This window comes from Achromobacter spanius (genome assembly GCF_039673305.1).
GTDB lineage: Bacteria > Pseudomonadota > Gammaproteobacteria > Burkholderiales > Burkholderiaceae_B > Achromobacter > Achromobacter spanius_F.
Map to the genome: position 1 here is coordinate 96,005 of NZ_JBDJLJ010000001.1, position 13,880 is coordinate 109,884.

Consider the following 13,880-nt stretch of genomic DNA (forward strand, 5'->3'; position numbering starts at 1 on the left):
TCGCAAGCGGTCGGGTAGTGAGGAATATCTTGCGGGGCCCGCCCCAGGCCGGCCGCGCAGGCGGCCTTGTGGGGCTTACGTAGTGCCTTGCGTCGAGGCGATGGCGCCGTCGCTATGGGCCATGCGCATGCGCTGCCTTCAGCCTTAGCTCAGTAGCCGCGCTGTGGGTCGTAGATGTTCGGCAGGGATTCGCCCCGTTCGTTCGCCGAGATCAGCAGAGCGGTGTGGCGGGCGCGTTCCTTGCGGTCGGGGATGGCGGCGCAGTGGGGGGTGATGATGATGCCGGGGTGGGACCAGAGGGGGGATTCGGGGGGCAGCGGTTCCTGTTCGAAGACGTCGAGGATGGCCTGGTCCAGTTGGCCGCTGTCGAGCGCGTCCAGGATGTCCCGGGTGACCATGTGCGAACCGCGGCCGGCGTTGATCAGGCTGGCGCCCTTGGGCAGGCGCGAGAGCGTGTCGCGGTTGAGGATGCCGCGGGTGGAGTCGGTGGCGGGCAGCAGGCAGACGAGGAGGTCGGTGTTGGCGAGGAATTCGCCGAACTGTTCCTGGCCGGCGTAGGAAGGCATGCCGGGCAGGGTGCTGGCGCCGCGGGACCAGCCGCTGACGGGAAAGCCGACGCGCGACAGGAGTTGGGCGGAGGCCACGCCCAGGTGGCCCAGGCCCATGATGCCCACGCGCACGTCGGCGGCGACGCGCAGGGAGTCGAAAATTTCCCAGTAGCGGCGCGACTGGTTGTCGACGATGCGCTTGACGCCGCGGGTGATCATGAGCGCGCTGGTGAGCACGAATTCCGCCATCTCGGTCTGCGTGCGGGCGGTGACCATGCGCGCGATGGGCAGGTGGCGGGGCAGTGCCGGGTCGGCCAGGATGTGGTCCACGCCGGCGCCGGCGCTGATGATGAGCTTCAGGTTGGGGAAGGTGGCCAGGCGGCCGGCGTCGGGCGCCCAGACCAGCGCGTAGTCGACGCTGGCGGGGTCCACGTCTTCCTGCCAGCCCACGACGTCCAGTTCCGGCGCAAAGACGCGGAACTGCGTGCGCCATTCGTCTATGGCCTGCGGGCCGCCGGAATTGATGATGAGGCGCATGCTGGTTCTTTCCTGTCTGCGGGCGCGCGCGCCCTGCGGTGCCGCGCGCGGCGCGTCTGCGATTTATCCACAGGTGCGCCGCGCGCTGTCGTCAACGTTCGACCGTGCGGTTCCAGCGGGCGTTGAAGGCCGGCCGGGCCGCGTTGATCTGGTCCCAGTCCAGGATCTTAGCGTTCGCCATGTAGCCTTGGAAGCGCTTGAGCGCTTCGGCGCTGTCGGCGGGCGCCTGGACGTTCTTGTTGGACGGGAAATGGCCGCCCATCTCCAGGGCCTTGGCCTGGGCCTGGGCGGACAGCAGATACAGCGCGAGCTTTTGCGCCAGTTCGGGTTCGCTGTTCTTGGCGATGACACATTCACCCACCATCAGGATGACGGAGCCTTCCTTGGGCTGGGCGTATTCCACCGGGATGTCGCGCTTCTTCAGGCGGGCGATGGCGGTGGGCGTCAGCGGGAAGATCGCGGCTTCGTTGGACTGGATCATTTCGGCCAGCTTGGCCGAGTTGGGGATGTACTCCAGCACGTTGGGGCCGATGGTGGACGGCCACTTCTTGAAGCCGGGCTCGTAGTTCTGGTCGTTGCCGCCTTCGATGCGGTTGAACATCAGGAAGCCGTGCAGGCCGAAGGTGCTGCCGGACGCGGACTGGAACACGACTTTGCCCTTGTACTTCGGGTCCGCCAGGTCCATCCACGAGGTCGGCGGGGCCCAGCCCTTGTCCGCGAACATCTTGGTGTTGTAGCCCAGGCCGGTCATGCCGATGTCGATGCCGGCCGCCATGCGGTCCTTCATCACGGCGGTCGGGTACAGCTCTTTGAGCACGGGGTCGTCGTTGAGCTGTTCGCACAGGCCCATCGAAATGGCGCGGGCCATGATGCCGTCGTCCAGGAACATGACGTGCATCTGGGGCTTGTCCTTGTAGGCCTGGGCCTTGGCCAGCACGTCGGTCGAGGTGCCGGGCACCACGACGATCTTGACGTTGTTGGCTTTTTCAAAGTCCGGGAACACGTGCTGCGTGAAGGCGCGTTCCATGTCGCCGCCGTTCATGCCGACGTACAGCGTCTTCTGCTGCGCCATCGCGCCGGCCGACAGCAGCGCCAGCAGCGCCGCGCCCAGCAGCCGCTTCCCCTTGTTCAGGCGCATCGCGCCCTGTTTCTTATCCATCATGGTGACTCCAGCGTTTGCTCACGAACACTCTCAGGCCGAGCCGCGGCGCCGTGAGCGGCGGCCGCGTACCGTTCAATGCGGAAGGCATCGACAGGAATGGAGGAACGGCCGCGCACGACCAGTTCGGAAAGCACTTCGCCGACGGCGGGGCCGATCTGGAATCCCGCGCCCGACAGCCCGAAGGCATGGAACAGCCCGGGCGTCGTGGCGCTGGGCCCCAGCACCGGGTTGTGGTCGGGCATGTTGCCTTCCACGCCCGTCCAGAAGCGAATGACCTGGGCGCCGCGCAGCGCGGGCAGCAGCTTGGCGGCGTTGGCCATCAGCGCGCCCACGTTGGCGCGGCCGGGGCGCGCATAGTCCGGATCCACCGACACGCCGCGCCCGCCGCCGATCACGCAGTTGCCGCGCGCGACCTGCCGTGCGTAGATACCGCCGCCCTGCACGCCCAGGCTTACGTCCATGAACACGGGCAGCGGTTCGGTGACCATCATCAGCGGATGGATGGAGGTTTCGGGAACGGCCTCGCCGAAGCCTTCGGCAAAGCGGCCCGCCCAGGCGCCCGCGCAGTTGAGCAGGAAGCGCGAGCGCACTTCCAGCGCGTCGCCGGCGCGTACGATGAAGCCCGAGCCGTCGTGCTCCGCGGCGGTCACGCGCACGCCCTCGCGCACATCGGCGCCCAGGGCGGCCGCGGCACGCGCAAAGGCCGGCGACACCAGCCGCGGGTTGGCGTGGCCGTCTTCAGGGCAGAAGGAGCCGCCGGCCACCTCCCGTCCCAGCCAGCCAAAGCGCCGCGCGAGTTCGCGGCGCCCCAGGATTTGCAGGTTCATGCCGAAGCCGCGGGTGCGGTCGCGGTAGGCTGCCAGCAAGGCCAGGTCGGCCTCGGAGCAGGCCAGCTTCAGGTGGCCCGAACGCACGTACTCGCCGTCAATGCCGATCAATTCCTGCAACTGCCCCCACAGTTCGTGGGCACGCCGCGTCAAGGGCATCTGCTCCGGTCCGCGCCCCTGCCGGCGCACGCCGCCGTAGTTCACGCCGCTGGCCTTGGCGCCGCACAGCGCGGCCTCCAGCAGCACCACGGGTACGCCCAGGCGGCGCAGGAACAGCGCGGCGCTGCCGCCGACGATGCCGCCGCCGATGATGGCCACTTCCGTATCTATGCGCTGCATCATGCCGCCTTCTGCTTTGGTCGTTCCAGGCACACGACGCTCACCGGGACCGGCTTGACCGGCGGCTGGTTGCGCAGCCGCCCCACCAGCGCGGGTGAACAGCCCACGGCATGCGCCAGCACCTCGGCCGCCGCGACGCCGCACATGCGGCCCTGGCAGCGCCCCATGCCCACGCGCGTCAGCGCCTTCAGCCGGTTCATTTCATGCGCCGCGGTGGTGTGGGCGGCCTGGCGGATCGTGCCTGCGGTCACTTCCTCGCAACGGCAGACGACGGTGTCGTCGGCGATGCCGGCGGCCCAGTCCCGCGGAAAGGGAAAGGCGCGCTCGAGCGCGTCGCGCACGCGGCCGTTCGCGGCCAGCCGGGCTTCCAGCGCCTGCGCGCGCCGCGCGTCATGCGGATGGCCCGCGTCTTCAAGCAGCGCCAGCGCCGCCCGCTCGCCCGCCAGTTCGGCCGCATCGGCGCCGCCGATCGCCGCGCCGTCGCCCGCCACGTACACGCCGGGCACGCTGCTGCGCCCGGCGGCATCGCGTCGCGGCGTCCAGTTGCGGTCGCGCTCGTTGAATTCGAATTCGCAGCCGACCAGGCTGGCGAGCTGGGTTTCCGAACGCAGGGCCAGGCCGAAGCCGACGGCGTCGCAGTCCACGGAATGGGTTCGGTCGCCAAGCCGGTAGGCCAGCCCCGTCACGCGCTCCTTGCCTTGAACGGCAACCGGACGCACGCCGCTGCGCAAAGGCACGCCATGGGCGCGCAGCCATGCCATGTAGTACAGGCCCTTGGCCAGCAGCCCGGGCGCGCGCAGCATGCCCGGCAAGGCCGCGGCGCGATCGCCGAAGCGCGAGGTGTCCAGCACGGCCGCCACCTTTGCGCCCGCCTTGGCGTACTGGTAGGCCACGAGATAAAGCAGCGGACCAGTCCCCATGAACGCCACGCGCTCGCCGATGGCGCATCCCTGGTGCTTGAGCGCGACCTGCGAGCCGCCCAGGGTGTACACGCCCGGCGTCAGCCAGCCGGGAAACGGCAGCACGCGGTCGGTGGCGCCGGTGGCAAGGATCAGGTGGGTGTACGGCACGCTGGTGCTTACGCCGTCGCGCAGCACGTCCAGCGTCTTGCCTTCCGCGTTCCAGACCAGGCAGCCGGGGCGGTATTCCACCTTGGAGAGCAGGCCTTCCATGGTCCGGTGCACGGCGTCGGCCTTGCGGTGCTCGAATCCGTACAGCGCGGATTTGGGACGCGAGAATCCGGGCGGCGGCTGCCGGTAGATCTGGCCGCCGGGACGCAGCCCTTCGTCCAGGATCACGGGCCGCAGGCCCTGCGCCGCCAGCGCCTGCGCGGCGCGTATGCCGGCGGGACCCGCCCCGACGATCACGGGCATCAGCATGCTCATGTTGCGTCGTCCTCGGGCCAGGCGGTGGCCGACAGCGTGCCGGGCGCCGATATAGGCGCCAGCGCCGTGCTCTGCAGGCGCATGCCGGGTTCGATGTAGGTGGAGCAGGCGCGCACGCGCCCGCCGTCCTCGAGCTGCACCCAGCAGTCCTGGCAGGCGCCCATCATGCAGAACCCGGCGCGCGGGCCGCCCCCGAATTCCGACACGCGCAGTCGGTCGGCCTGCGTCAGCACGGCGGTGAGCACCGTATCGCCCGCCAGCGCCGAGCAGGTCTGCCCGTCGAAGGTGAACGTCAAGGCGGGCCGGCCGGTTTCGGCCAGGCGTTTCAGTATTGCCATGGCGCCCGCGTCTCCTTTGCGGCTGTCGGCAGCGAATTCATTTCTGTCCCACCAGCACACGGTCCAGTCCGTACACGCGGTCCAGCAGCAGCATGGTCACGGCCGTCAGGCCGATCACCAGCGCGGACACCGCGGCCATCATGGGGTCGATGGATTCGGTGGCGTACATGTACATGCGCACCGGCAGCGTGATGGTCGACGGCGCGGTGATGAACACCGACATCGTCAGTTCGTCGAAGCTGTTGATGAAGGCCAGCAGCCAGCCTCCGGACACGCCGGGAATGATGAGCGGCAAGGTCACCTGGAAGAACACGGTTGCGCGGCTTGCGCCCAGCGACAGGGCCGCGTGCTCGATGGACCGGTCGAAGCCGACCAGCGCGCCGATGACCAGGCGCATCACGTAAGGCGTGATGACGACCACGTGGCTCGCGACCAGCCACGGAAAGCTGCCCGCCATGCCCATCAGCGCGAAGAAGCGCAGCAGGGCCACGCCCAGCACCAGGTGCGGAATCATCAGAGGCGACAGGAACAGCCCGTTCAGCGCGTCCCGGCCCGGAAAGCGGTAGCGGGTGATGGCGATGGCCGCGGGCACGGCCAGGCACACCGCGATGCTGGCCGACAGGAAGGCCAGCCACAGGCTGTTCCTGAACGCCTGCATGAAGTTGGGGTGCTCGAATACCGCATGGAACCAGCGCAGCGAAAAGCGGGTGGTGGGCACCGTGAGCGTGGAGTCCGGCGTGAACGCCACCAGGCACACGATGACCAGCGGCGCCAGCACGAAGGCCACCACCAGGAAGTTGAACGCCAGCGCGAAAGGACCGTTCTTCTGCATGTTCGATTCCTTGCGCGGGTCAGCCCAGGCTGCGGCGGTAAGAGCGTTCGACGACGCGGTTGTACGCCATCATGATGATCACGTTGACCACCAGCAGCACGATCGCGATGGCCGCGCCCAGCGGCCAGTTCAGTTCGGTGAGGAATTCGTCGTACACGACGGTGGCCACCATCTTCAGCCGGCGCCCGCCCAGCAGCGCGGGAATCGCGAACGAACTGGCCGACAGGCCGAACACGATCAGGCTGCCGGAGAGGATGCCCGGCATGGCCTGCGGCAGCACGATGCGCGTAAGCGTCTGGAAGCGCGAGGCATTGAGCGAGAGCGCGGCGTGCTCGACGGTGGGATCCAGCTTCTGCAGCGACGTCCACACCGGAATGACCATGAAGGGCAGCATGACGTGCACGAGGCCGATGATGACCGCGGTGGGCGTGTAGAGCAGCGGTCCCAGCCCCAGGGCGGCGGCGGCCTTGCCGATGGCGCCTCCGGGCCCCAGCAGCATGCTCCAGCCGAAGGCGCGCACCACCAGCGAGATCAGCAGCGGAGACAGCACCACCAGCAGGAAGATCGAACGCCAGGGCTTGCCCATGCGCGACAGGATGTAGGCCTCGGGCGCGCCGATCAGCACGCAGATCAGCGTGGTGACGCCGGCGATCCAGAACGTGCGCCAGAAGATTTCCAGGAAGTAGCTGTCGGTCACCACCGCCAGGTAGTGTTCGAAGGTGTGGCCGGGCTGGATGCCCGCGGCATAGTCGAAGGGCCGGAAGGACAGCGCGAAGGTCAGCGCCAGCGGGGTCAGCACCAGCGTGAGGAACACGATGGCCAGTGGGATCGAGCCCAGGATGGCGAGCAGGCCGTCGTTGCGCGGCTTGGGCAGGCTGGCGGCGGCGCCGCGTTGCGTCAGGGTCGCCATGTCAGGCCGCCGCCGCGGCCGCGGGCGCGCGCAGGACGCGCAGCACGCCGTCCGCCCAGTCCAGGCCGATCGCTTCGCCATCGTCATGCGGGCGGCGCCCGTCGTTGGGCGTCAGGATGGTCAGCGCGCCGACCGGGGAGTCCAGGTCGTACATCCACTGGCTGCCCAGGAAATAGCGCGTGTTGACGACACAGGCCAGCTTGCCCTGCCCGGCAGGCACGGGCACCAGCTTTTCCGGTCGCAGCGACAACTGCACGCTGTCGCCGTGGCGCAAGCCCTCGCCGTCGACCAGCAGACGGAGCGCGCCGGTCTCGATTTCGGCCTGGGCGCCGCAGCGCGCGACGCGTCCCGGCAAAAGATTGGTCTTGCCCACGAAGCGCGAAATGAATTCGCTCTGCGGATGCTCGTACATGCGATAGGGCGCGTCCACCTGCGTGGCGCGGCCATCCTGCATCACGACCACGCGGTCGCTGATGGACAGCGCCTCGGCCTGGTCGTGCGTGACCATGACGGTGGTGGTGCCGATCTTGCGCTGGATGCTGCGCAATTCGAACTGCATGTCTTCGCGCAGCTTGGCGTCCAGGTTGGACAGCGGCTCGTCCAGCAGCAGCACCGGCGGACGGATCACCAACGCGCGGGCCAGCGCCACGCGCTGCCGCTGGCCGCCCGACAGTTCCCGCGGAAAGCGGTCGGCGTGCTTGTCCAGCTTGACCAGCGCCAGCGCCTCGCGCACGCGGGACAGGCGCTCGGCGCGTTCGACCTTGCGCATCTTCAGACCGAAGGCGACGTTGTCCGCCACCGTCAGGTGGGGAAACAGCGCGTAGCTCTGGAACACGATGCCCAGGCCGCGCGTGTTCGGCTTGGCGTGCGTGATGTCCCGGCCGTCCAGCGTGATCGCGCCGCAGGTCACGTCGGCGAATCCGGCAATCATCTGCAGCGTGGTGGTCTTGCCGCAACCGGACGGCCCGAGCAGGGAAACGAATTCGCCCTTTTCGACCGACAGGTTCAGGTCGGAGACGACCCGCAGGTCGCCGTAGTTCTTGGAGACGTTGTCCAGCCGCAGAAAAGACATATTCCAAACCCCGTAGCCCGTGCGGGCCTTGCGCCCCCTGCGCGCCTTGTGCGGCGCCCTGGCGGCTTATCTGATGGCGCAGTCTAGGAGCCGCCAAAACCCAGGGTCAATTAGGGTTTTCCGAAGAATCGAATTTTCTTTAAAGAATTTCCATTCAATAGAATTTCCTGATAAAAATAAGCGTGACTATTTTGATTATCGGAACTCAAGAATGAAGAAATCAGAAGCGGCGGATGACTCCGCAGGCCAGGGCGTGCTGCAGCGCGCGTTCGCGGTGCTGCGGGTGCTGGCCGACGCCAAAGGAGAAAAACTGCGCCTGACCGACATCGCCGCGCGCACCGGGCTGGCCCAGGCCACCGCGCACCGGGTGCTGCAGGGACTGATGCAGGAAGGCGTGGTGGAGCAGCCGGCGCAAAGCAAGGGCTATCAGCTCAGCGTGGCCTTCTTCTCCCTGGCCGCCGCCGCCGGCACGCACCAGTCCAGCCTGCGCACCCTGTACCGGCCGGCCATGCTGCGCCTGTCGGGCATGCTCAACGACACCATCTTCCTGCTGGTGCGCAGCGGCTTTGACGCCGTCTGCGTCGACCGCGTGGACGGCGCCTTCCCGGTGCGGTCGCACACAGGCGACATCGGCGGGCGCGTGCCGCTGGGCATGGGGCAGGGCGGGCTCGTGCTGCTGGCGAGCCTGCCGGAAGCCGAGCGGGAAGAAGTCATGCGCTTCAACATCCCGCGGCTGCATCACCTGGGATTCGTGGACGAAATCTCGATGCGGGTGCGCATCAAGGAATGCCTCGAACTGCGCTACGCGCGCAGCCAGGGGCAGGGCGTGTTCCCCAACATCGCGGGGCTGGCCGTGCCGGTCTACGACCCCAACGGCGTCACGGTCGCGGCGCTGAGCGTGGCGGCGCCGCTCGAGCGCATCAGCGATGAGCGCCTGCCCCTGATCGTGGAAATGCTGCGCCGCGAGGCCGACGCCGTGGGCGCGCAGATCAACCCCTTCGATCCCGCGCTGCGGCGTCCCAGCCAGTACCTGGGCACCGGCAACGGCGGCTGACCGGGCGGCCAGAAAAAACGGCCCGGACAATCGCTGTCCGGGCCGTCGTCCGCCGCGTGGCGAGGTTCAGTTGGGATAGGTGCCCGGCAGCAGGATGCTGCGGTCGCCGGGTTCGATCGAACGTCGGCCGCACAGCGCCATGGTCGTGTCCATTTCCTTGTACAGGATCTCCAGCACGCGCGTCACGCCGGCCTGGCCGTAGGCGCCCAGGCCGTACAGGAAGGCGCGGCCGATCATGGCGCCGCGGGCGCCCAGCGCCACCGCCTTCAGGATGTCCTGGCCGGAGCGGATGCCGCCGTCCATCCACACTTCGATCTTCGAGCCCACGGCGTCCGCGATCGACGGCAGGGCAGCGATCGACGACATCGCGCCGTCCAGCTGGCGTCCGCCGTGATTGCTGACGATGAGCGCGTCGGCGCCGCTATTGGCGGCCAGCTGCGCGTCTTCGACGTCGAGGATGCCCTTGATGATGAGCTTGCCGCCCCAGCGCTGCTTGATCCTTTCCACGTCGTCCCAGCTCAGGCGCGGGTCGAATTGTTCGGCGGTCCACGACGACAGCGACGACAGGTCGCTTACGCCCTTGGCGTGGCCCACGATGTTGCCGAAGGTGCGGCGCTTGGTGCCCAGCATGCCCATGCACCAGCGCGGCTTGGTGGCCAGGTTGATCAGGTTGCGCAGCGTGGGCTTGGGCGGGGTGGACAGCCCGTTCTTGATGTCCTTGTGGCGCTGGCCGAGGATCTGCAGGTCCAGCGTCAGGACCAGCGCCGAGCAGCCGGCGGCCTTGGCGCGGTCGATCAGGTTGGCCACGAATTCGCGGTCGCGCATCACGTAGAGCTGGAACCAGAAAGGCTTCTTGGTGGCTTGCGCCACGTCTTCCAGCGAGCAGATGCTCATGGTGGACAGCGTGAAGGGCACGCCGAAGTCGGCCGCCGCCTTGGCCGCCAGGATCTCGCCGTCGGCGTGCTGCATGCCGGTCAGGCCCGTGGGCGAAATCGCCAGCGGCATGACCACGTCCTGGCCCACCATGGTGGTGCGCAGCGACCGGCCTTCCATGTTCACCGCCACGCGCTGGCGCAGCTTGATCTTCTGGAAGTCGCTTTCATTCGCGCGATAGGTGCCTTCAGTCCAGGCGCCGGAATCGGCGTAGTCATAGAACATGCGCGGCACGCGCTTCTGCGCGACGACGCGCAAATCTTCGATGCAGGTGATCGTAGAAAGGTTAGCGGTCATGGAGTGGTCTGTGGAGTGATAGGGGTGCGCCAGCTGCGACTCGTTTTCTTTTGCTTTCAGGCCGCCAGCCGTGGGCAGCCTTGCCGCCGCGCCGGGCGTGTGCGCCGCGCGACGCCGCCCAGTATACGCGCCGAGGCCGGCAAGCGTCGCTTGCCGGCCCCGTTCGCCCCCCTGCGCAAGGACTCTACGGCCCCTGCACGCCCAGCCCTATCGCGGCCACACCTTGCTCACCGCCCGGATCGTTGCCCACGCCACCCAGCGCGGGCTGGTCAGCCTCGCCCCCGGCAGGCGCCGCATCACGTCCACCGCCAGCCCGCCGCGCTTGTGCCATTGCTTCTTGCGCGTCTGGCTGTCGGTCCAGCGGCCTTCCAGCCACGGAAACTCCCTGCGCCCCGGCTTGTAGACCGGCGGCGTGTTGTAGATGAGGATGTAAGCCAGCCGCGGCGACTGCGACGTATTGGGCCCCGTGAAATGCAGCGTGCGCGCGTCATGGACGGTGATGCCGCCCGGATCCAGCGGCTCGGCCACCGCCTGGTCGCGCGGAAAGTCGCCGCAGCACTCCAGCGGATGCAGGGTCTTGTCGCCGCCCGGCGAACGGTGCTCCAGCACGTCCCACTTGTTCGACCCCGGCAGGAACTGCATGCAGCCGTTCTCCAGGGTGGCCGGCTGCAGCGCCAGCCAGATGCTCAGTTCGTTGTAGACGAAGTCCGGCGAGCGGAAGGCCTCGTCCTGGTGCCACGGCGTCTCCGGTCCATGCGGGCCGGGCTTGAGCAGGGCGTGCTCGCCATACAGCGCGGCCTCCGGCCCCAGCAACTGGCGGGCAAGCTCCAGCGTGCGCTCGTGGTAAACCGTCTTCAGCAGGCCCGGGGCATAATGGCGCGGATCATGCAGGCTCGGAAACTTGGCGGGCTTGGTCGGATCATCCCGGCTGACGAAGTCATACTGCGCGCCCTCGTTGTATCCGGTCTTGTTCGTGAACAGCTCCATCAGCGTTCTTCTGATGTAGCCCACTTCATCCTGCGGGCACATCTCTTTCAAGGCCAGATAGCCCTGATCCCTGTAGCGCGCTGTCTCGGCTTCCGACAACAAACTGGTCTCTTCCATAATGGCTTCTCCAAGCTCTGATAATGGGTATTTCCGCTGCCACGTTTTGACATGTGCTCTAACGTATCGCTTCGATGCCCACCGGGCCTATAGACCATCCGCTGTAGCCGATTCCGCCTACGCTTCCTGAGCCGGACGGCGCATCATCCGAAGGAAATTTCATGCAAGACCCTAAGGCCGATTCCCATATCGAAACCGTCCACGTCACCGTCAGCGGCACGGTGCAAGGCGTGGGCTACCGGCACGCCACGGTGCGGCGCGCCCACATGCTTGGCGTCAAGGGGTGGGTGCAGAACATGCTGGACGGCACGGTGGAAGCCCTGGTGCAGGGCACGCCCGACCAGGTGGATCACATGCTGGAATGGCTGCGGCGCGGCCCGCCGGGCGCGGTGGTGCAGGAGATCATCACGCGCCGGGAGTACGCCGATAAGCGTTACATCCGCTTCGAGCAACTCTAAGGATCCGGCGCCCTAGGCGGCACGGCGTAATCCGGTCAGCCGAGCAGGCTGAGATTGAATGCCGGAAGGTGGACGGCTCAGCGCGAGCGCAGCCAGCGTCCGCCGACCTGGTTGATGACCAGGCCGCACAGCACGCAAGCGGCGCCCAGCCATTGCAGCGGCTGCAGCCGCTCGTCGAAGGCCATGGACGCCGCCCACAGTCCCACCACCGGCACCAGCAGCGAGAACGGCGCGACCTTGGCGGCCGCGTGGCGCGTGAGCAACTGCGTCCACAACGTGTAGGCCAGCAGCGTCGCCAGCACCGCCAGGTAGATCACCGACAGCGCCTCGCCCCAGCCCATGCCGGTGACCATGCCCACCACCGGCTCCCAGCCGTCGATCAGCACCGCCAGCAGCAGGAAGGGCAGCACCGGGGCGGCGCTGCTCCAGGCAATGAACGCGAAGGGGTCGTAGCCGGGCGCCTTGCGGCTGGCCAGCCGCACGATCATGTTCGACACGGCCCACATGAACGCGCCGCCCAGCGTGAGCACGAAGCCCAGCATCGTCATCTGGCCCGGCCCGTCGCCGCGCCCCCCGGCGATGACCGCCAGTCCCAGCGCGGCCACGCACAGCCCGATCCAGTGATGCCGGCGCGCGTGCTCATGCAGCACGGGGGCCGCCAGCAGCAGCGTGAAGAATGCCTGGGTCTGGATGACGAGAGACGCCATGCCGGCGGGCATGCCGAACTTCAGCGCGGTGAAGAGCAGGCCGAACTGGCCCAGGCCCTGGACCAGCCCGTAGGCCGCGATCCACTGCCACGGCAGCCGCGGCATGCGCACGAAGAGGATGAGGGGGAAGGCCGCCAGCGCGAACCGCAGCGCGCCCAGCATCATGGGGGACAAGCCCCGCATGCCGACCTTCATGACGACGAAATTCAGGCCCCAGATGACCACCACCGCCAAGGCGCAGAAATAGTCTTTTCGGGAAAGATGGGTGGTGGACATGCGGCATTATCGCATCGCTGACCCCAAAATTGCCTGAATCAGTGGCCGTCCAAGACGGCGGCGAATGCCTTCACGGCGGTGTCGATATCGTCGTCGCCGATATGCCGGTGCGTCACGCAGCGCAGCCGCGTGCGGCCCCACGGCCGGGTCAGGACGCCCTGCGCCTGCAGGGCCGCTACCCACTGCGCATTGCTCATGCCGGTGTCCGCGGTCTCGACCTGCACGATATTGGTTTGCGGCACCGTCGCGGACAGCGCGGGCGCCAGCCCGTTGATGCCGTCGCTCAGGCGCCGGGCGCGGACGTGGTCCTCGGCCAGGCGCTGGCCCATGTGCTGCACGCCTTCCAGGCCTGCCGCGGCCATGATTCCCGATTGGCGCTGCGTGCCTCCCAGCATGCGGCGCAGCGTGCGCGCGTTGGCCACCACGGGCTGGCTTCCCGCCAGCACCGCGCCCACGGGCGCGCTCAGGCCCTTGGACAGGCACAGCGACACCGTGTCCGCATGCGCCGTGATGCTTGCGGCAGGCACGTCCAGCGCCACCGCCGCGTTGAACAGGCGCGCACCATCCAGGTGCACTGGCACGCCGGCCGCGCGCGCCATGCCGTGCACCGCCTGCATGTGGTCCAGCGGCAGCACCGCGCCGCCGGCATTGTTGTGCGACGTTTCCATCGCCACCAGCGATGTCTTGAGCTTGTGGCCGCCGGTCTGCAGCGCCTCTTCCAGCCGGTTGAGGTCCATCGCGCCCTCGGCGCCGGACACGCCCTGGTAGAACAAACCCGTGAACGTGGCCGCGCCCCGTTCCGACGTGTACATGTGGGCGGTCGATTCCAGCACCACCTGCTCGCTGCGCTGGGTCTGCGCCAGCACGGCCAGCAGGTTGGCCATGGTGCAGCTGGGCACGAACAGTCCGGCTTCCTTGCCCAGGCAGGCGGCCACGTAGGCCTCCAGCTCACGCACGGAGGGATCGCCATCCAGCCCGTCATCGCCGATCGGCGCGGAGCGCATGCGCTCGTACATGGCCGCGGTGGGGTGGGTAACCGTATCGCTGCGCAGGTCGACGGGCGTGCTGGGGAGGTCGGCGGGAGTCCGCTGGGTCATGGCT

At 68.1% G+C, this 13,880-nt stretch carries 14 protein-coding genes; 2 read left to right on the top strand and 12 right to left on the bottom strand.

What is annotated here, in order from left to right:
- Window positions 1-149: 149 nt before the first annotated feature.
- The 8 genes from ABE485_RS00470 to ABE485_RS00505 form a co-directional block, all read right to left on the bottom strand.
- Window positions 150-1,085, bottom strand: coding sequence for a 2-hydroxyacid dehydrogenase (locus tag ABE485_RS00470; protein WP_346512689.1), 936 nt, complete (start codon window positions 1,083-1,085; stop codon window positions 150-152).
- A gap of 91 nt (window positions 1,086-1,176) precedes the next feature.
- Window positions 1,177-2,247, bottom strand: coding sequence for an ABC transporter substrate-binding protein (locus tag ABE485_RS00475; RefSeq protein ID WP_346512691.1), 1,071 nt, complete (start codon window positions 2,245-2,247; stop codon window positions 1,177-1,179).
- Window positions 2,244-3,416 (bottom strand): NAD(P)/FAD-dependent oxidoreductase, encoded by a 1,173-nt coding sequence (locus ABE485_RS00480; RefSeq protein ID WP_346512693.1) that lies wholly within the window; start codon window positions 3,414-3,416, stop codon window positions 2,244-2,246. Before ABE485_RS00480 ends, ABE485_RS00475 begins: the two co-directional genes overlap by 4 nt.
- Window positions 3,413-4,798, bottom strand: coding sequence for an NAD(P)/FAD-dependent oxidoreductase (locus ABE485_RS00485; protein ID WP_346512695.1), 1,386 nt, complete (start codon window positions 4,796-4,798; stop codon window positions 3,413-3,415). Before ABE485_RS00485 ends, ABE485_RS00480 begins: the two co-directional genes overlap by 4 nt.
- Window positions 4,795-5,136, bottom strand: a complete 342-nt coding sequence (locus tag ABE485_RS00490; RefSeq protein ID WP_346512697.1) for a (2Fe-2S)-binding protein — start codon at window positions 5,134-5,136, stop codon at window positions 4,795-4,797. Before ABE485_RS00490 ends, ABE485_RS00485 begins: the two co-directional genes overlap by 4 nt.
- Before the next feature lie 37 nt (window positions 5,137-5,173).
- Window positions 5,174-5,968, bottom strand: a complete 795-nt coding sequence (locus tag ABE485_RS00495; RefSeq protein WP_346512699.1) for an ABC transporter permease — start codon at window positions 5,966-5,968, stop codon at window positions 5,174-5,176.
- Window positions 5,969-5,987: 19 nt separating this feature from the next.
- Window positions 5,988-6,878, bottom strand: a complete 891-nt coding sequence (locus tag ABE485_RS00500; protein WP_346512701.1) for an ABC transporter permease — start codon at window positions 6,876-6,878, stop codon at window positions 5,988-5,990.
- Between the two features lies 1 nt (window position 6,879).
- Entirely contained in the window at window positions 6,880-7,950 is a 1,071-nt protein-coding gene (locus tag ABE485_RS00505) for an ABC transporter ATP-binding protein (protein WP_346512704.1), read from the bottom strand.
- Window positions 7,951-8,161: 211 nt separating this feature from the next.
- On the opposite strand from ABE485_RS00505, the gene ABE485_RS00510 reads away from it, so the two are divergent.
- Window positions 8,162-9,004, top strand: coding sequence for an IclR family transcriptional regulator (locus ABE485_RS00510; protein ID WP_346512706.1), 843 nt, complete (start codon window positions 8,162-8,164; stop codon window positions 9,002-9,004).
- Window positions 9,005-9,070: 66 nt separating this feature from the next.
- On the opposite strand, the gene ABE485_RS00515 is transcribed toward ABE485_RS00510, so the two are convergent.
- Both ABE485_RS00515 and ABE485_RS00520 read right to left on the bottom strand, forming a co-directional pair.
- A complete protein-coding gene (locus tag ABE485_RS00515) occupies window positions 9,071-10,234 on the bottom strand; it encodes an alpha-hydroxy acid oxidase (RefSeq protein ID WP_346512708.1) in 1,164 nt (387 codons plus the stop codon).
- A gap of 207 nt (window positions 10,235-10,441) precedes the next feature.
- Window positions 10,442-11,338 carry a phytanoyl-CoA dioxygenase family protein gene (locus ABE485_RS00520; RefSeq protein ID WP_346512710.1) on the bottom strand — a complete coding sequence of 299 codons (897 nt, stop codon included), beginning with the start codon at window positions 11,336-11,338 and terminating at the stop codon, window positions 10,442-10,444.
- Window positions 11,339-11,499: 161 nt separating this feature from the next.
- Between ABE485_RS00520 and ABE485_RS00525 the strand changes: the two genes are divergently transcribed.
- Complete coding sequence (locus ABE485_RS00525) at window positions 11,500-11,796, top strand: acylphosphatase (RefSeq protein WP_346512711.1); 297 nt, start codon at window positions 11,500-11,502, stop codon at window positions 11,794-11,796.
- 77 nt (window positions 11,797-11,873) lie between these two features.
- Here ABE485_RS00525 and ABE485_RS00530 read toward each other — a convergent pair whose 3' ends face one another.
- A complete protein-coding gene (locus tag ABE485_RS00530) occupies window positions 11,874-12,779 on the bottom strand; it encodes an EamA family transporter (RefSeq protein WP_346512713.1) in 906 nt (301 codons plus the stop codon).
- A 38-nt stretch (window positions 12,780-12,817) separates the two neighbouring features.
- Entirely contained in the window at window positions 12,818-13,876 is a 1,059-nt protein-coding gene (locus ABE485_RS00535; protein WP_346512715.1) for a threonine aldolase family protein, read from the bottom strand.
- Window positions 13,877-13,880: the final 4 nt, after the last annotated feature.